The organism is Leisingera sp. M523, from assembly GCF_025141335.1.
GTDB lineage: Bacteria > Pseudomonadota > Alphaproteobacteria > Rhodobacterales > Rhodobacteraceae > Leisingera.
On the sequence record NZ_CP081036.1, the window covers coordinates 3,995,360 to 4,013,578 of the forward strand.

Below are 18,219 nucleotides of genomic sequence, written 5' to 3' on the forward strand. Positions count from 1 at the left end.
TTCGAATTTCTTTGCCCGGTCTATTCCAGCGCATTGGTCAGGAAGCGCGGTGGTTCCAATTCCTGCCACAGGAACAGCCCGCCCGGAAACGTTGCCCAAACCATCGGTTCCCGGATAGCTTTGTTGCCGGCATTGCCGCCCGCCACCAGATAGATCCCGTAAGTGAAGGACAGGATGGTTGAAACAGCAAGTATGACAACGGCATAGCCCAATCCGGTCTATGCCGGCCAGTACTGCATAGGCCCGCCAAGGCGGCCAGCAAAAAGGCCCCGGGCGCCGCCTTGTCCAGCTCCGTTTTCATCAGTTCGGTGAAGATCAGGCCGGCACCGCCAGGGTCATCGTCAACCGGGTGACAAACTGCGTGCGGCACTCGAACCCGAGTTGCACCCATGTGAGTCCGGCTATGGCCGGAAGGAACACCGGGGCGGTGATTTCGAGTACTGTCAAAGCGAGGTTCACAGTCTGTTTCTCTGAAAATTTGCGTCAAGAGTTGGACAATTGCTTGGCGCGCGCGCTATTTACAATGTACGGGGGCGAACATGACCATGATGAGAACACGCGCAAAATACAACCTCGGGCAGGTCGTCCGCCACCGGAAGCACCCCTTCCGCGGGGTGGTCTTTGATGTTGATCCCGAGTTCTCCAATACCGACGAATGGTATGAGGCGATCCCGGAAGACAGCCGCCCGGTAAAGGACCAGCCGTTCTACCACCTGCTGGCGGAAAACGACCAAAGCTATTATGTCGCCTACGTCTCTGAGCAAAACCTGGTGGCGGACTATTCCGGGGAGCCTATTGGCCACCCGGATGTCCCTGAAATGTTTGGGAATTTCGATGGCGGCGCCTATGCGTTGCACTATCAGCTGAACTGAATTCCGCTGTTTCCGGCCGGCCGGAACTCCCCTTCATCAATATCCCAGCGCGCAGCCGTCTTTGCGCGGATCACTGGCGCCTTCCAGCACGCCCGAGGCATGGATCCGGATCGCCTGCGCGCCGCCCAGCGGCGTGTCCGGCGCCACCACGCGATGCCCCATATCCGCAAGCTTCCGGCGAACCTCAGCCGCATAGCCGCGCTCGATTTTCAGCACTCCGTTATCGGCAAAGCAGCGGGGGGCATCGACAGCTGATTGCAGGTCCATGCCAAAATCAACGAGGTTGGAGACCAGCCGGGCGTGGCCGGTCGGCTGATAACCGCCGCCCATCACGCCAAAGGGCATGATTACTTCTCCGTCTTGCTGCAGCATGGCGGGGATGATCGTATGCATCGGCTGTTTTCCCGGTCCGAATTCATTCGGATGACCCGCTTCCAGGGTAAAGCCGGCGCCGCGGTTCTGCAGCAGAATACCGAATTGTTCAGACGCAATGCCCGAGCCGAAACCGTGGAAGATAGAATAGATCAGTGAGACCGCCATGCGGTCCTTGTCCACCACACTAATATAGACCGTGTCTTTGTGCACCGCCTCGGTTAGCGGCTGCGCTGCCGGCAGGGCGTGCTTGGGGTCGATCAGCGCGGCAAGCCGGGCAGCCGTTTCGGGTTCCAGCATATGCGCCAGCCGGGTGGTGTGATCTGGATCGGCCAGGAACCGGTTGCGCGCATCATAGGCAAGCTTGGCGGCCTCCGCCTCGATATGCGCACGTTCAGCGCCAAACGGATCCATGTTAGAAATTTCAAAATGCTTGAGTATGTTCAGCAGCAAAATCGCAGTTGCACCCTGACCATTGGGCGGATGCTCGGTCAGGCCCAGGCCATTGTACTGGCCGTCCACCGGCAGTGTTGCAAAGCTGCTGGCAGCGGCAAAATCCGCCAGAGTGTGAACGCCTCCAAGCGCCGTCAGCGTGGCCACCATATCTTCGGCCACGTCCCCGGAATAAAAGGCCTCCCGCCCGTTTTTAGCGATGCGGCGCAGCACTTCGGCCTGCCCGGGTGTGCGGAACACATCGCCGCTGATGAACGGCTGGCCGTCTTTCAGGTAATGGTGCCGCGCCGCGCCTTGCAAAGCTGATGTGCTGTTGTTCCAGTCGAACGCCGTGCGCGGCGCCACGGGAACGCCCTCTTCGGCATAGTGGATTGCCGGTTGCAGCAGCGCATCAATCCCAAGCCGTCCTTCGCTTTCGGCCAGACGGCAGAACGCGTCAATCGCGCAAGGGATAGTCACCGCATCGGGGCTGCCCAGCGGAACGGTTTCCAGCCCTTGTGCCCGAAGCGCAGCAGCGCTGGCCCCGGCAGGGGCGCGGCCTGATCCGTTCAGCGCCTGGATGCCCTGTCCCGGGCGGGAATATAGAACAAAGCAATCCCCGCCGATGCCTGTCATTTGCGGCTCGCAAATTCCCAGTAAGACCGCCCCGGCCAGAGCCGCATCCATTGCATTGCCGCCGCGTTTCAAGATGTCGACGGCGACGCTGGCAGCTAGAGGATGCGAGGTCGCGCACAGGCCGTTTTGGGCCAAAACGGCTGATCGCCCCGGAAGATGAAAGTCGCGCATTTCCCTGCTCCTGCCGTCACCTTGCAAAGGCTAGGCGCACACGGCGGGAAGGCAACTTAAATCCTCAGCGGCTCTGAAGGAACGGAACGTCATTCTGGGTCAGGAAAGCGGGCCAATGGAAGTATCCCCGGTGCCGCGCACTGGTGGGGGCTAGAACACGCGGTACCGGGGGAAGCTCATTTCAGCTACAGTATAAAAGTCGCATACCTATCGGGCTGAGGTGGGCCGGGATTGCGGCGCGATTATGACAAAGCGTTAAAATGCAGCAAACCGGCAGCCGTGCCTCTGCAAACCTGGGGCTGTTCAGACTTCGGCCGAGGGGCTGGTCACTTTGATTTCGAAGCAGAGCGATAGATTGTTGTTTCCCTCCGAACGCTCATATTGGACTTGGCTTGCCAATTCGCGGATCAGAAACCATCCGAACCCGCCTTCGGGCATGCTTTCAACCGGAACGCTGATATCAGCAGGTTTGCCCTCCGGCAATTCTCCCTTAGCAAAAGGAACACCGGCGTCCTGGATGCTGATCCACAAACGTTCAGGATAAAGCTCAGCCCGGATCCGCACGTCTCCCGGAGGAGTACTTTCATAGGCGTGCTCGACTACGTTGTTCACAGCCTCGGTCAGAGCGATTTGCACCTCATCCACACGGGCACCCGGGATCCCTAGGGACCGAAGCTGGTCTACAACCGATGAGATGCCTGAACGGGCATTCAGGTTCGTAGCCGTGAACGAGCAGGCAAAAGTTTTTACCATCGATTTCTCGCTTTGCACTGACAGCGCATTGGTCTTCAGGAGTTTGCGCCAGCCGGAGCGATTGCGTCGCCAAGGGAACCATAAAGGTCAAAGATCGTGTCCATGCGGGTCAGCCGGAACACTTTTTCGACCATGGGGGTCAGCCCGGCGAGATCCAGTTTCCGGGTGCCGCCAAGCTGTTTCATCGCGGCGACGATCGCGCCAAGCCCGCTGGAATCAATAAACTGCACTTCGGAAAGGTCCAGGATGACACGGTCCGCACCGGATTCTGTTTCCGTGCGCATGTCCTCCTTGAACTGGATGGCCATGGCGGCATCAATGCGTTCGGCATTGACTTTAACGATCTGTGCATCGTCCGTCATGGTGGTCGTCAGGCTCATTTTGATCCCCCGGGATGTAACGTCATTTGTCAGCACTCTAGACCGCAAAGCTTACTATTCTGTAGGTATTATTTTGACGATTGGAGGAAAATTGCATGAAAGATGTTGTTATCGCCGGAGCGGCCCGGACGCCGATGGGCGGGTTCCAGGGCATGTATGACGGGGTGACGGCTTCGGAACTGGGCGGTGCGGCTATCCGGGCGGCCCTCGAAGGCGCCGGTGCTGCCACTGTCGATGAGGTGCTGATGGGTTGCGTTCTGCCTGCGGGCCAGGGCCAGGCGCCGGCGCGTCAGGCCGGATTCGCCGCGGGCCTGGGCGATGAGGTGCCGGCCACGACCCTTAACAAAATGTGCGGCTCTGGCATGAAGGCGGCGATGATCGCCTTTGACCAGATCGCGCTGGGCCACGCGGATACGATGATTGCCGGCGGCATGGAGAGCATGACCAACGCACCGTATGTGCTGCCCAAAATGCGCGGCGGCGCCCGTATCGGACATGGCCAGGTGATTGACCATATGTTCCTCGACGGATTGGAAGATGCCTATGACAAGGGCCGCCTGATGGGCACCTTTGCCGAGGATTGCGCTGAAAAATTCCAGTTCACCCGCGAAGCTCAGGACGAATACGCACTGAAGTCGCTGGCCAACGCGCTGGAAGCCCAGGAAAGCGGTGCGTTTGACGGGGAAATCGCTTCCGTTACGGTGACGTCCCGCAAGGGAAGCGTGGTAACGGACACGGATGAGCAGCCAAAGTCTGCGCGCCCGGAGAAGATCCCGGCGCTGAAACCTGCTTTCCGCAAGGGCGGCACAGTAACGGCGGCGAATGCCTCGTCCATTTCTGACGGCGCGGCAGCACTGGTTCTCGCCTCAGCCGAGGCTGCCGAGGCACAGGGATTGAAAGTCCGCGCCCGAATCCTGGGCCACACCAGCCATGCGCAGGCACCGGGCTTGTTCACGACCGCGCCGGTTCCCGCTGCGCAAAAGCTGCTGAAAAACATTGGATGGCAGGTTGAAGACGTCGATCTGTGGGAAGTCAACGAAGCCTTTGCAGTGGTGCCGATGGCCTTTATGCATGAAATGGGCATCAGCCGCGATAAGATGAACGTGAACGGCGGCGCTTGCGCGCTGGGCCACCCGATCGGGGCGTCCGGTGCCCGGATCATGGTCACGCTTTTGAACGCGCTGGAAAAACGCGGCCTTAAGCGCGGCGTGGCGGCAATCTGCATCGGCGGCGGCGAAGGCACGGCGATTGCAATTGAGCGGGTGTGACATTCACCTTTGAAAAATACTCACGGGGGTGAATTGACCGTCAGGTCAAGAGGGGGCAGACAGCCCCCTCAATGCGTTGAAGGAGAGGCAGGCATGCAGGCTGATTTCGGAACCCTTGCCAAGACCATCGCGTCGCTGACCGCAGGCGAAACGGATGAGGTTGCGCTGATGGCCACTGTCGCCTGTGAAGTGCATCACGCCGACGACCGGTTCGACTGGACCGGCTTTTACCGCGCCGTTGCACCGGAATTGCTGAAAATCGGCCCATACCAGGGCGGGCACGGCTGTTTGCAAATCCCGTTCTCCCGCGGCGTTTGCGGCGCGGCAGCTCGCACCGGAGAGGTGCAGCTGGTGGCGGATGTGGATGCCTTTCCCGGCCATATCGCCTGCGCTTCTTCCACCCGGTCGGAACTGGTATTGCCGGTTTGGAATGCCGCAGGCGGGCTGATCGGGGTTTTTGATATCGACAGCGACCAGCCGGACGCCTTTACTCAGGAAGATGCTGAGCAGTTGGCAGTAATCCTGCGGCAGGTCTTCAGCCGCAGCTGATTCGCCCTTGCAGGGGCTTTGCCCCTCGGCCTTGCGGCCTCACCCCAGGGTATTTTCACCCAGAAAGAAGCAGCCCGGTGCCTGAAGGCGCTGGGTTTTTTCTTGGTTCGCGGCCCGTTCGTGAAAAAAGGCTTGGAAATTTCACGATCCCAAGGCATCGTGAAAAACAAGAGAATTTTTTCACGAACGGGGAGAGAGCTGGTGAACGATCAAACCCTGGCAGCGGCGACACTGGGGGCGGATATCCGGGCTCTGCGCAAGGCGCGCGGGCTGACGCTGTCGGATATCGCGGCGATGCTGAACCGCTCGGTTGGCTGGCTCAGCCAGGTTGAGCGGGACATGTCCGAACCTTCGATTTCCGACCTGCGCCAGATTGCCGAGGCCCTGGGCGTTCCGATGTCGATGCTGTTTGCCCATACCGGCGCGCCGGCGGATGAGCATGGCTATATTGTTCGCGCAGGCTCGCGCCGCCCGATGGGCTCGGGCGAGGAAGGGCTGATCGAAGAGCTGCTGTCGCCCGACCTGACCGACGATTTCGAGATGGTGCATTCCACCTTCCGCCCGCAATCGCGCATGCAGACGCCGGCCCACCGGCCGACACAAGAGGTTGGCTATGTGATCTCGGGCAGGCTGGATCTGCTGATCGGGGGCCGCAGCTTCACCGTTGGTCCGGGCGACAGTTTCCGGATCAAGCATGAACCTTATCAGTGGTCGAATCCCTATGACGAACCCGCAGTGGCCGTCTGGGTGATTGCACCGCCGGTGTATTAGGAGGCCTCGATGATCAAAGGATCCTGCCTCTGCGGAGATATCCGCTTTGATACTGCAGCGCAGCCCAAAGGCGCGTCCATGTGCCATTGCAGCCAGTGCCGCAAGCAGTCGGGCGGCATCTGGTCTTCGGCCTATGTGCGCGACGAAGACCTCAATATCACCGGTCGGGTCAGCTGGTTTGAAGCCAGCGCAGCGGCCAAGCGCGGCAGTTGCCCGCGCTGCGGCTCCTTCCTGTTCTGGAAGGCGCATGACGAAGATACCACCAGTTTCGCTTTGGGCGCTGTCGACGGGAACACCGGTCTCAGCGTCGAAAAGCACATCTTTGCCGCCTCCAAGGGCGACTACTACGAGATTGCGGACGGCGTGCCGCAGAAGGACTGAGATTAGGGAGCGAACATGTCTGATTTTCCAACCAAGGCCCGCGTGGTCATCATCGGCGGCGGCGTCATTGGCGCCTCGTCGCTTTATCATCTGGCCAAGAAAGGCTGGACCGATTGTGTGCTTTTGGAGAAGAACGAGCTGACCGCCGGTTCGACCTGGCACGCGGCCGGCAATGTGCCGACGTTTTCGACCTCCTGGTCGATCATGAACATGCAGCGCTATTCGACAGAACTGTATGCACGTCTCGGGGCAGAGGTCGACTATCCGATGAACTACCACCAGACCGGCTCAATCCGTCTGGCGCACAACAAAGAGCGGATGCAGGAATTTGAACGCGCCTGTTCGATGGGCCGTTATCAGGGCATTGAGATGGAGATGTGGACCCCGGAACAGGCCAAGGAGAACTACCCGTTCCTGGAAACCCACGACCTGGAAGGCGTCCTGTGGGACCCGTCTGATGGCGACATTGATCCGGCGCAGCTGACCCAGGCACTGGCCAAGGGTGCCCGCGACATGGGGCAAAAGATCATTCGCTTCTGCCCGGCGACCGGTGTCACGCAACAGGAAGACAAGACCTGGATCGTGCACACCGAAAAGGGCGACATCGCATGTGACTATGTGGTGAACGCCGCTGGCTATTACGCACAGCGTATCGGTGAGTGGTTCAAGCCTTACGGCGGCCGTACCGTGCCAATGATGGTGATGTCGCATCAGTATCTGCTGACCGAGCAGATCCCTGAGGTGGAAGCCTGGAGCAAGGAGCATGGCAAGAAGCTGCCGCTGATCCGAGACGTGGACGTGTCCTATTACCTGCGTCAGGAAAAGAACGGCTACAACCTTGGCCCCTATGAGCCGAACTGCAAAGGCCACTGGATGACCGAAGACGATCAGATGCCGGACGATTTCTCGTTCCAGCTGTGGTCGGATGATCTGGACCGGATCGAGGACATCGTGACCGACGCCATGGAACGCGTGCCGCTGATGGCATCCTCCGGCGTCTCCAGCGTGATCAACGGCCCGATCCCCTATGCCCCCGACGGGTTGCCGCTGATCGGCCCGATGCCGGGTGTCGACAACGCGTTCGAGGCTTGCGTCTTTACCTTTGGCATCGCCCAGGGCGGCGGCGCCGGTAAGGTGCTGGCGGAATGGATCGTCGATGGTGGGACTGAGTGGGACATGTGGGCGGTCGATCCGCGCCGCTACACCGACTACACGGATCAGGACTACTGTGATCAGAAAGGCATGGAAGTCTACGGCAATGAATACGCCATGCACTTCCCGCAGCACGAATGGCCGGCCGCGCGCGGTAAGAAGGTCAGCCAAGTACACGGGAAGATCAAGGAACTGGGTGGCCAGATGGGTGCCTACAACGGCTGGGAGCGTGCCAACTGGTTCGCCAAAGATGGTGATGACACCTCTGAAGGTGCCACCCACACCTGGGGCCGCTCCGGCCCGTGGCAGCAGCGCATCAAGGAAGAATGCGAAGCCGTGCGTGACGGCGTCGGTGTTCTGGATCTGCCGGGTTTCTCGCGCTTCAATCTGGATGGCGAAGGCGCCGCGGAATTCCTGCGCGGACTGGTCACCGGCGGCCTGCCGAAAGTGGGCCGGATGAACCTGGTCTATGTCTCGGACGACCGCGGCCGGATCCTGACCGAGATGTCCTGTATTCGTCATGGCGAAGACCACTTTACCATGATCACCGCAGGTTCGGCCCAGTGGCACGACTTTGAGATCCTGCGCAAGGCGCTGCCCGCTGGCCTGACCCTGACCGACCGCACCACCGAATTCGCGACGATGATTGTCACCGGTCCGAAGTCGCGGGAGCTGTTTGCGGGCATCTCTGACGCCGACCTGTCGCTGGGCTGGCTGACCCATCAGGAAGCCACGGTCGCGGGCAAACCTGCCTTCCTGGCGCGGGTGTCTTATGCCGGCGAACTCGGCTGGGAAGTGCACTGCGCCAACGCGCATCAGGCCGGGATCTATGCGGCGCTGATCGAAGGCGGCGCCAAGCCGTTCGGCATGTATGCGCTGAACTCCTTGCGGATCGAGAAGGGTTATCGCACCTGGAAGGGTGACCTCAGCACCGATTACTCGCTGCTCGAAGGCGGGCTGGAGCGTTTTGTCAAACTCGACAAGCCGCAGGATTTCCCGGGCAAGGCCGCAATCCAAAGCGAAAAGCAGCAGGGTGTGAAAAAGTCCTTTGTCACTATGATCGTCGAGGCCGGCGATGCAGATGCGCCTTACATGTCCTGCATCTCCAAGGATGGCGAGATCGTGGGCGAGACCACGAGCGGAGACTGGGGCTACCGTGTGGGCGCCTCCATCGCGCTGGGCATGGTGCGCAGTGAACTGGCCGTGCCGGGCACCGAGCTGGAGGTTGAGATCTACGGGCAGAAATGCCGGGCCGTGGTTCAAAAAGATGAACCGCTGTGGGATCCGGCCAACGAGCGCCTGCGCGCCTGATCAACCCGTATCAGTCCGGGCCGCATAGGTCCGGGCTGATGCCCCTATAAAAGACAGCCTGCGCCGCCGGATCGTTTCCTGTATCCTGGCGGCGCAAGGCAACCCGCACAAAGGACAGTTTGCTATGGCTGAGATCACGCTTCTGGATGGCTCGATCGGGCAGGAGGTTGTCAAACGGTCCGGCGACCGCGCAACCCCTTTATGGTCCACCGCGGTGATGGTTGACCGGCCCGGGGTGGTCGGCGGCATTCATGCCGATTACTTTGCCGCAGGCGCCACGGTTGCCACAACAAACACCTATGCGGTTCTGCGTGACCGGCTGCAGCGTGCAGGTCTGGTAGACCACTTTGAAGAGCTTCTGAACAAAGCCGCCGCTCAAGCCGCTGCAGCGCGGGACACCCATGGATCGGGCCGTGTCGCGGCAGCGCTTGGTCCGTTGATCGCCTCTTACCGCCCGGACATCTGCCCGCCGCCTGATGAGGCGAAACCGGTCTACGCTGAACTGGTCAAACTGCTGGAGCCTTTGGCGGATCTGTTCCTGATCGAAACCGTCGCCTCGCTGGAACATGCCAAAGGTGCGCTGCTGGGCTGTGCGGGTACGGACAAACCGGTCTGGCTGGCGGCCTCTGTTTCCGACGAAGACGGCACCTTGCTGCGCTCGGGGGAGCCGCTTGCTGCGCTGGCCCCGCTGGTTGAGGAATTCCAGCCCGATGCGGTTCTGCTCAACTGTTCCCGGCCCGAGGTCATCGGCAAAGGTTTGGAGACCGTAAAAACATTCGGCAAGCCTTACGGGGCCTATGCCAACGGTTTCACCCGGATATCCGAGGATTTCCTGAAGGACGCCCCTACCGTGGATGCGCTGGAGCAGCGCCAGGATCTGGGGCCAGTGGCCTATGCGGAATTTGCAATGGCGTGGGTTGCGCAAGGCGCCACCATCGTGGGCGGCTGCTGCGAGGTCGGCCCGGACCACATCGCCGAACTGGCCCGCTGCTTGCGCGCGGCCGGGCATCGGATCGTCTGACATCGTCTGACAGGGGGATCAGCATGGCAACGCAGGAAAAACTCAAAACCGCGGATCCGGCCCGGGTCTGGAGTATCGACATCATCGTCAGCGAGGGATTTGTGCTGACCGAGATGTCGGCTGTGGTCGAAGTGCTGCGGATCGCCAACCGGGTGCTGGCGCAGCCGCCGTTCAAATGGACTGTGCGGTCCCTGCAGGGCGGGCGCGTCGGGTGCAAGGCAGGCCTTAGCGTGGACACCGAACCCTTCGCGGTTAAGCCTGCTGCGGATTTTGCCTTCTTCCTTGGCAATTCGGACCCGGACCACCCCGGCCTCAGCCTGGGCCGGGTGATCTCCAGCTACACCTGCCGCGGCAGTAAGGTCTATCTGCTGGCCGAGGCCGCAGCCCGCTACATCCGCGATCAGGGCGGCGCGGCCGGCCGGCTGACGACGCATTGGGAAAACTCCGCCCTGCTGCGCGAACGTATGGGGCTGAACGATTCCAGCCACGCCCTGGCCAGCGAAGACGGGCTGGTGGTGACCTGTGCCGGCATGGGGTCTACCGTTGATATCGTGCTGGCGCTGGTCGGGCGGCTGACCTCGGCTGCGGCGCAGATGACCGTTGCCAACATCATGCTGCACGAACAGGTGCGCGATTTCTCCTCGCTGCAGCCCTTTGCCGGCGCCAAGCCGACGATCACCGGCGACAGCGACTTGGATCATTGCATCCGCATCATGCAGGGCAATATCGAAGAACCGGTGCCGATCAGCGAAATCGTGGATGAGCTGGGCATCTCCACCCGGTCGCTGGAGCGCAAGTTCAAGACCTTCCTGGGCACTACGCCCAACGGGTTTTACCGGGAAATGCGGCTGTCCAAGGCCAATAACCTGTTGCTCAACACCACCATGAGCGTCCGCGAGATCGGCCTTGCCTGCGGTTTCCCGAATGGCTTTTCCTCGCTTTACAAAAGCTTCTTTGGCATCACCCCCTTTACCCTGCGCAAGCGCCGCCGACTGGGGGAAGACGGTTCCGGAGATATCCTCAAAGCCGGAGAATAGCCGGGGAAGCTTGGCGTTTTTGTTGCATTTTGCGCCGCCTATTCATGATAATCAGACGCAAACACTGGACTGTGGAGCGATGATATGAGCGATCTTCCCAACAAGGCCCGCGTGGTCATTATCGGCGGCGGCGTGATCGGCTGCTCGGTGGCCTATCACCTGACCAAACTGGGCTGGAAAGATGTGGTGCTGCTGGAGCGCAAACAGCTGACCTCCGGCACCACCTGGCACGCCGCGGGGCTGATCGCCCAGCTGCGCGCCACTGCCAACATGACCAAGCTCGCCAAATACAGCCAGGAGCTTTATGGCGCGCTGGAGGAAGAAACCGGTGTCGCGACCGGCTTTAAGCGTTGCGGCTCAATCACGGTTGCGCTGACCGAAGAACGCAAGGAAGAGATCTTCCGCCAGGCCGCCATGGCACGGGCATTCGGCGTTGAGGTCGAGGAAATCTCCCCCGAGGAAGTGAAAGCCCGCTACGAGCACCTGAACGTCGGTGACGTGACAGCCGGCGTGTGGCTGCCGAAAGACGGGCAGGGCGACCCGGCAAACATCGCGCTGGCCCTGGCCAAGGGCGCCCGCCAGCGCGGTGCGCTGGTCAAGGAACGGATCAAGGTTACTGGCATCTCCAAAGACGGCCGCCGAGTCACCGGCGTCGATTGGGCCAGCGATGATGGCCAATCCCAAGGCCACATCGAGGCCGACATGGTGGTGAACTGCGCCGGCATGTGGGGCCACGAGGTTGGCCGCATGGCGGGCGTCAACGTGCCGCTGCATGCTTGCGAGCATTTCTACATCGTGACCGAAGGCATCACCGGCCTGACCCAGATGCCGGTGCTGCGCGTTCCGGACGAATGTGCCTACTACAAGGAAGACGCGGGTAAAATCCTGCTCGGCGCGTTTGAGCCGAACGCCAAACCCTGGGCGATGAACGGCATCCCCGACACGTTCGAATTCGACCAGCTGCCTGAGGACTTCGATCACTTCGAACCGATCCTGGAAGCGGCCTGCAACCGGATGCCGATGCTGGCTGAGGCCGGCATCCACACGTTCTTCAACGGTCCCGAGAGCTTCACCCCGGATGACGCCTACCACCTCGGCTTGGCGCCCGAGATGGACAATTTCTGGGTCGCTGCAGGTTTCAACTCAATCGGCATCCAGTCGGCGGGCGGCGCTGGCATGGCGCTGGCGCAGTGGATGGAAGACGGCCAGAAACCGTTCGACCTTGGCGACGTGGACATCTCCCGCATGCAGCCGTTTCAGGGTAACAAGCACTACCTGTTCGAGCGCTCCAAGGAGACGCTGGGCCTGCTCTACGCCGACCACTACCCCTATCGTCAAAAGGCCACCGCCCGCGGCGTGCGCCGCACCCCGTTCCACCACCACCTGCTGGAGCAGGGCGCGGTGATGGGTGAAATCGGCGGCTGGGAGCGCGCCAACTGGTTTGCCAATGAGGGCCAGGAACGCGAATACCAGTACAGCTGGAAGCGCCAGAACTGGTTTGAGAACTCTGCAGCTGAACACAAGGCAGTCCGTGAAAACGTTGGCATGTACGACATGTCCTCCTTTGGCAAGATCCGCGTGGAGGGTCCGGATGCCGAAACCTTCCTGAACTACATCTGCGGCGCCAACCTGTCGGTTCCCGCGGGCAAGATCGTCTACACCCAGTTCCTGAACACCCGCGGCGGGATTGAGGCCGATGTGACCGTCACCCGCCTGTCGGAAACCGCCTATCTGGTGGTGACCCCGGCAGTGACCCGTCTGGCCGATCAGACCTGGATGATGCGCCACGTGGGCGACCACCGGGTGGTGATCACCGATGTGACCGCAGGCGAGGGCGTGTTGGCAGTGATGGGCCCGAACGCCCGCAAGCTGCTGCAAAAGGTTTCGCCGAACGATTTCTCGAACGAGGTGAACCCCTTTGGTACCGCGCAGGAGATCGAGCTGGGCATGGGCCTCGCCCGTGTGCATCGCGTGACCTATGTGGGTGAACTCGGATGGGAAATCTATGTCGGCGCCGACATGGCGGGCCACGCGTTCGAAACGCTGCACGAGGCGGGTCAGGACATGGGGCTCAAGCTCTGCGGTATGCACATGATGGACAGCTGCCGGATCGAGAAGGGCTTCCGCCACTTCGGCCACGACATCACTTGCGAGGACAATGTGATCGACGCAGGCCTCGGTTTTGCGGTGAAGACCGACAAGGACGACTTCATCGGCAAATCCGCGGTGCTCGAACGCAAGGAGACCGGCCCCAGGAGCCGCATGGTTCAGTTCAAGCTGACGGATGCCGAGCCGCTGCTGTTCCACAACGAGCCGATCATCCGTGACGGCAAATATGTGGGCTACCTCAGCTCCGGCAACTACGGCCACACCCTGGGTGCTGCCATCGGCATGGGCTATGTGCCGTGCGAAGGCGAAAAGGCTGCTGATGTGCTGGCCTCCACCTACGAGATCGACGTCTGCGGCGTGAAAGTAAAGGCCGAGGCTTCGCTGAAGCCGATGTATGATCCGAAATCGGAGCGGGTGAAGGCCTAAGCCGCCTCTCCAAAGGTTTAACCTGTTCCGTATTACGCCCCGGTCCAAGCGCCGGGGCGTTTTCCGTAGGTGTCCCCACGGGGACAAGCCTTGGTTTTGCCGCTCTGTCCCCGCGGGGACAATTCCGGGTTCTGCTGCAACGTTTCCTCCGGTTTCGCGGCCCAGCTGCCCACCGCCTCTTGACCCCGCCGGGAATCCCTTGGAGAAATCCACAAAAGCCTTGTACGGCAGGGGTAAACAGGTAGGTTGCTTGTCCCGGCCAGTGACACGGGGCCAGACGGAGAGGATTTGGGACATGAAGATCAGCATCGAACGCGGCACGCTTCTCAAGGCTGTGGCTCAGGCACAGTCGGTGGTCGAGCGCCGCAACACCATTCCGATTCTGGCGAATGTGCTGATCGAAGCCGAAGGCGACAGCGTCCAGTTCCGCGCCACCGACCTGGATATCGAGGTGGTCGACAAGGCCCCCGCCCAGGTGGAACGCGCCGGGGCCACCACCGTGGCCGCCACCACTCTGCACGAGATTGTCCGCAAGCTGCCTGACGGCGCGCTGGTCACACTAAGCGCCGACGCCGCAACCGGGCGCCTGAGCGTTGAGGCCGGCCGCTCCAACTTCTCGCTGGCGACCCTGCCGCGCGAGGATTTCCCGGTGATGGCTTCGTCAGAATACCACTCGAACTACGCAGCCAAGGCCGCAGTGTTGCGCCGCCTGTTCGACAAGTCGAAATTTGCAATCTCGACCGAGGAGACCCGGTACTATCTGAACGGTGTCTATCTGCATGTCTCCAACAGTGCCGAAGGCGGCAAGGTCCTGCGTGCTGTGGCCACCGACGGCCACCGTCTGGCGCGCATCGACGCCGAGCTGCCGCTGGGTGCCGAAGACATGCCGGGTGTGATCGTGCCGCGCAAGACCGTGGGTGAGCTGCGCAAACTGCTGGATGACGATGATATGGACATCGCGGTGTCGGTCTCGGAAACCAAGGTGCGCTTTGCCACCCCGAACATCACTTTGACTTCCAAAGTGATCGACGGCACCTTCCCGGACTACACCCGGGTGATCCCGGCCGGCAACACCCGCCGTCTGGAAGTGGACGCTGCCGAATTCGCACAGGCCGTTGACCGGGTTGCCACTGTTTCCTCCGAACGTTCTCGTGCGGTGAAGCTGCAGCTGGAAGAGGACCGTTTGATCCTGTCGGTCAATGCGCCTGACAGCGGTGCCGCAGAAGAAGAGCTGGCGGTGGCCTATAACGACGAGCGCCTTGAAATCGGGTTTAACGCCAAGTACTTGCTGGAAATTGCCAACCAGGTGGACCGCGAAAACGCTGTGTTCATGTTCAACTCCTCCGGCGATCCGACCCTGATGCGCGAAGGCAGCGATCAAAGCGCTGTTTACGTCGTGATGCCGATGCGTGTCTGAAGCGCCTGACGGCGCTGCCTCCCCTGCCGGGCGGCGGGACGCGAGTATTTTTGGAAAGATGAAACGGGAGCGCGCCGCGTGCTGGCCCTGACTGCCCTGACCTTGTCCCATTTCCGCTCGCATTTGCGGGCGGAATTGCGTTTGGACGGGCGTCCGGTAGCCATCCACGGCAATAACGGTGCGGGCAAGACCAATATTCTGGAAGCCGTGTCGCTGTTTTCGCCCGGCCGGGGCCTGCGCCGGGCCAGTGCGGCAGAGATGGCACGCCAGCCCGAAGCGCTGGGGTGGAAACTGAAGGGTGAGCTGCGGGCACCCTCGCAGGCCTATGAGGTGGAAACCTGGTCCGAAGGCGGCAATGCCCGGCAGGTGAAGATCGACAATAAGCCCGCCAGCCAGATCGCGCTGGGCCAGGTAGCGCGGGTGGTCTGGCTGATCCCGGCGATGGACCGGTTGTGGATTGAAGCGGCAGAAGGCCGCCGGCGCTTTCTCGACCGGATCGCGCTGAGCTTTGAACCCGCCCATGCCGAGGCCTCGCTGGCCTATGAAAAGGCGATGCGCGAACGCAACCGGTTGTTGAAGGAGCAGGTGCGCGATGCCGCATGGTACCGGGTGCTGGAAGAGCGGATGGCCGCCTCCGGGCACCGGATCCATGCGGCACGCGTGCAAGCGGTGGAACTGCTGCAGATTGCCCAGGCCGAAGCCGGAACCGTATTCCCCGCGGCTGAGCTGGAGCTGCTGCAATCCGAAGGCAGCATGCCGTCCACTGAGGCGGATTTCAAAGAGGCGCTGGAGGAAAGCCGGTTCCGGGATCTGGCGGCGGGCCGGACCCTTGTCGGGCCGCACAGAACCGATTTGATCGGCACCTATCAGGCTAAGGGCATCCCGGCCAAGGACTGTTCGACCGGTGAGCAGAAAGCGCTGCTGGTGTCGCTGATCCTGGCCAACGCACGGGCGCTTTCGCAGCGCGAGGGCGCGCCGCCGATCCTGCTTCTGGATGAGGTTGCCGCGCATCTGGACGCTGGCCGCCGTGCGGTCCTTTATGACGAGATCTGCACCCTGGGAACCCAGGCCTGGATGACGGGCACCGGGCCGGAGCTGTTTGGCGAGCTGGCAGGCCGGGCGCAGATACTGGAAGTCTCAGACAGCGGCAGCGGGTCAGAGGTGACGCAGAAATGACTGTCACCGCTTGGGATCTGTCGCTTTATGCAGGGGCGCTTCTGATCTTGTTCCTGACGCCCGGCCCGGTCTGGCTGGCGTTGATGGCGCGCTCGGTGTCCGGCGGGTTTCCGGCGGCCTGGCCGCTGGCGCTGGGGGTTGCCTGCGGCGATATTCTGTGGCCGCTGGTGGCGGTGGGCGGCATGTCCTGGGTGGTCTCCGAATTCACCGGCATCATGACCCTGTTGCGCTGGCTGGCCTGCCTGATGTTCCTCGGCATGGGGGGGCTGCTGATCCGCCACGCGGGCGAAGCGGTTCAGGAAAGCCGCGCCCTCACCCGGCCCGGCGTCTGGGCCGGGTTCATGGCGGGAATTGCCGTGATCCTGGGCAATCCCAAGGCAATCCTGTTCTATATGGGCGTTCTGCCTGGTTTCTTTGATCTGTCAGGCACAACCTGGCAGGACGTTGCCGCCATTGTGGTGCTGTCTTTTGCGGTTCCGCTGGCAGGGAACCTTGCGTTGGCAGGGATGGTGCACCGGGTCCGGCGGGCGGTTGCCTCGCCCCGGATCCTGCGGCGCATCAACCTGGTGTCCGGCGGCCTGCTGATCTGTGTGGGGATTGCGATCCCGTTCCTTTAGGCGGATGGTTGCAACCAGGCCTGCAAGTAAGGTTCCAGCGTCTGGGCCGGGTGCGCTTCAGTCTCATGCTCAATGCAGAACCATAAGCCCAGCACATGGTTCAGAAACGCCTGGATGCCTTCCGCCAGCAATTCCGGCGGCTGGTTCCGGCGAACCCCGCCCGCCGCTTGCATGTCCTGCAGCCAGCCTGTCAGCAAGGCGACCTGCCGGGTGAAGCTTGCAGTGACAACTTCGTCCGGCTCATCCGCAGTGGTGCCTGAATAGCGTAGCAGCAGATCGAAGATCACCCGGTCCTGGGCAACGTAATCAAGATGCGGTGCAAGACGGGCGGTCAGCTCCGCGACATCCGAGGGGGCGCCTGCGGTTTCCATCCCGTCAAGCAGCCGTGTCACTTCCTCTCCGATCAGGACGGCCAGCAGCCCGTCCTTGTCCTTGAAATGGGAAAACAGGGTGCCCTTTGCAACGCCGGCCCGGGCAACCACATCTTCAACCCGCAAACCGCTATAGCCCTGTTCCTGGACAATGACGGTTGCGGTGCTGAGCAGTTTTGCGCGGGTTTCCAGCCGCCGCTTTTGTGGAGCACGTGTCATGCCTCATCCTCACGGGTTCGTTATTGACCGCGGTCACTTTTATAATTGACCACGGTCATTTTTTCTTTCACTAAAGTGACCGCGGTCAACTTAACTCATGGAGAATGACATGTCTGCCCGAAAAATACTGATCTTGAACGGCCACCCGGCTGAGAACACTTTTACCCAGGCGCTATGCGAAGCCTACGCAACTGCGGCGCAAGCTGCGGGGCACGATGTGCGCCTGCACAAGCTGTCGCAGCTGGAGTTCGACGCAGACTTTGGCCAGGCCGGTTTTTCCGGAGCAAAGAGGCTGGAGCCGCAGATCGAAGCAGTGCTAGCGGACTTTGAATGGGCAGAGCATGCGGTCGTTGCCTTTCCGCTGTGGTGGGGCGGGATGCCGGGGAAACTGAAGGGATTGTTTGACCGTATTCTGCTTCCCGGCCGCACGTTTGACCCGCGCATTGTGACCGATGGCCTGCCGAAACCGCTTTTGGCCGGAAAGTCGGGCCGGGTGCTGGTGGCATCGGACACGCCGCCTGACTTGATGGAGCAGTTTTATGGCAATGCAGCGCATGTTCAGGTGGAGCGGCAGATTTTGAATTTCGTGGGGATTGATCCGGTGGAGACCTGCCATTTCGGCGCATTGCAAGGGTCAAGTGCGGATGAGCGCGCAGCCTGGCTGAGCACCGCGTCTGAGCTTGGCGCCTTGGCTGCATAATCGTCTGATACAGCCCTAAAAAAGGGGGCTTGCGCGTGACAATCCCGGCCAGACTCCGTATAAAATCCTGAAGCAAAG

At 61.4% G+C, this 18,219-nt stretch carries 18 protein-coding genes; 13 read left to right on the forward strand and 5 right to left on the reverse strand.

Going from position 1 to position 18,219, the window contains the following annotated elements:
* Positions 1-20 precede the first annotated feature (20 nt).
* Positions 21-212: a hypothetical protein gene (locus K3557_RS20500; protein ID WP_311198481.1), complete on the reverse strand. Its 192-nt coding sequence runs from the start codon at positions 210-212 to the stop codon at positions 21-23.
* Positions 213-545: 333 nt separating this feature from the next.
* On the opposite strand from K3557_RS20500, the gene hspQ reads away from it, so the two are divergent.
* Complete coding sequence (hspQ, locus tag K3557_RS19880; RefSeq protein ID WP_035920248.1) at positions 546-872, forward strand: heat shock protein HspQ; 327 nt, start codon at positions 546-548, stop codon at positions 870-872.
* 36 nt (positions 873-908) lie between these two features.
* Here the strand turns inward: hspQ and K3557_RS19885 are convergent, their stop codons facing one another.
* The 3 genes from K3557_RS19885 to K3557_RS19895 all read right to left on the reverse strand — a co-directional run bounded on the left by K3557_RS19885 (position 909) and on the right by K3557_RS19895 (position 3,616).
* Complete coding sequence (locus K3557_RS19885) at positions 909-2,483, reverse strand: gamma-glutamyltransferase family protein (RefSeq protein WP_259996264.1); 1,575 nt, start codon at positions 2,481-2,483, stop codon at positions 909-911.
* A 303-nt stretch (positions 2,484-2,786) separates the two neighbouring features.
* Entirely contained in the window at positions 2,787-3,236 is a 450-nt protein-coding gene (locus tag K3557_RS19890; RefSeq protein ID WP_259999704.1) for an ATP-binding protein, read from the reverse strand.
* 35 nt (positions 3,237-3,271) lie between these two features.
* Positions 3,272-3,616 carry an STAS domain-containing protein gene (locus K3557_RS19895; protein ID WP_129372437.1) on the reverse strand — a complete coding sequence of 115 codons (345 nt, stop codon included), beginning with the start codon at positions 3,614-3,616 and terminating at the stop codon, positions 3,272-3,274.
* A 95-nt stretch (positions 3,617-3,711) separates the two neighbouring features.
* Between K3557_RS19895 and K3557_RS19900 the strand changes: the two genes are divergently transcribed.
* From K3557_RS19900 to K3557_RS19950, 11 genes are all read left to right on the forward strand, one after another.
* The gene (locus K3557_RS19900; RefSeq protein WP_259996266.1) at positions 3,712-4,884 is read left to right on the forward strand and encodes an acetyl-CoA C-acyltransferase; all 1,173 of its coding nucleotides are present in this window, start codon (positions 3,712-3,714) and stop codon (positions 4,882-4,884) included.
* A 93-nt stretch (positions 4,885-4,977) separates the two neighbouring features.
* Positions 4,978-5,433 (forward strand): GAF domain-containing protein, encoded by a 456-nt coding sequence (locus tag K3557_RS19905; protein ID WP_259996268.1) that lies wholly within the window; start codon positions 4,978-4,980, stop codon positions 5,431-5,433.
* Between the two features lie 201 nt (positions 5,434-5,634).
* A complete protein-coding gene (locus K3557_RS19910) occupies positions 5,635-6,204 on the forward strand; it encodes a helix-turn-helix domain-containing protein (protein ID WP_259996270.1) in 570 nt (189 codons plus the stop codon).
* A gap of 9 nt (positions 6,205-6,213) precedes the next feature.
* Complete coding sequence (locus K3557_RS19915; RefSeq protein WP_259996272.1) at positions 6,214-6,585, forward strand: GFA family protein; 372 nt, start codon at positions 6,214-6,216, stop codon at positions 6,583-6,585.
* 15 nt (positions 6,586-6,600) lie between these two features.
* Complete coding sequence (locus K3557_RS19920) at positions 6,601-9,048, forward strand: FAD-dependent oxidoreductase (RefSeq protein ID WP_259996282.1); 2,448 nt, start codon at positions 6,601-6,603, stop codon at positions 9,046-9,048.
* Positions 9,049-9,172: 124 nt separating this feature from the next.
* Positions 9,173-10,069, forward strand: a complete 897-nt coding sequence (locus tag K3557_RS19925; protein WP_259996284.1) for a homocysteine S-methyltransferase family protein — start codon at positions 9,173-9,175, stop codon at positions 10,067-10,069.
* A 23-nt stretch (positions 10,070-10,092) separates the two neighbouring features.
* Entirely contained in the window at positions 10,093-11,106 is a 1,014-nt protein-coding gene (locus K3557_RS19930; protein ID WP_259996286.1) for a GlxA family transcriptional regulator, read from the forward strand.
* A gap of 84 nt (positions 11,107-11,190) precedes the next feature.
* Positions 11,191-13,641 carry an FAD-dependent oxidoreductase gene (locus K3557_RS19935; RefSeq protein ID WP_259996288.1) on the forward strand — a complete coding sequence of 817 codons (2,451 nt, stop codon included), beginning with the start codon at positions 11,191-11,193 and terminating at the stop codon, positions 13,639-13,641.
* Positions 13,642-13,936: 295 nt separating this feature from the next.
* Entirely contained in the window at positions 13,937-15,058 is a 1,122-nt protein-coding gene (dnaN, locus tag K3557_RS19940) for a DNA polymerase III subunit beta (RefSeq protein WP_259996292.1), read from the forward strand.
* A 78-nt stretch (positions 15,059-15,136) separates the two neighbouring features.
* Positions 15,137-16,234 (forward strand): DNA replication/repair protein RecF, encoded by a 1,098-nt coding sequence (gene recF / locus K3557_RS19945; protein WP_259996294.1) that lies wholly within the window; start codon positions 15,137-15,139, stop codon positions 16,232-16,234.
* Positions 16,231-16,851 (forward strand): LysE family translocator, encoded by a 621-nt coding sequence (locus tag K3557_RS19950; protein ID WP_259988327.1) that lies wholly within the window; start codon positions 16,231-16,233, stop codon positions 16,849-16,851. Before recF ends, K3557_RS19950 begins: the two co-directional genes overlap by 4 nt.
* On the opposite strand, the gene K3557_RS19955 is transcribed toward K3557_RS19950, so the two are convergent.
* Positions 16,848-17,441 carry a TetR/AcrR family transcriptional regulator gene (locus K3557_RS19955; RefSeq protein ID WP_259996296.1) on the reverse strand — a complete coding sequence of 198 codons (594 nt, stop codon included), beginning with the start codon at positions 17,439-17,441 and terminating at the stop codon, positions 16,848-16,850. The genes K3557_RS19950 and K3557_RS19955 overlap by 4 nt on opposite strands.
* A 109-nt stretch (positions 17,442-17,550) precedes the next feature.
* Between K3557_RS19955 and K3557_RS19960 the strand changes: the two genes are divergently transcribed.
* Positions 17,551-18,141: an NAD(P)H-dependent oxidoreductase gene (locus K3557_RS19960; RefSeq protein ID WP_259996298.1), complete on the forward strand. Its 591-nt coding sequence runs from the start codon at positions 17,551-17,553 to the stop codon at positions 18,139-18,141.
* Positions 18,142-18,219 lie beyond the last annotated feature (78 nt).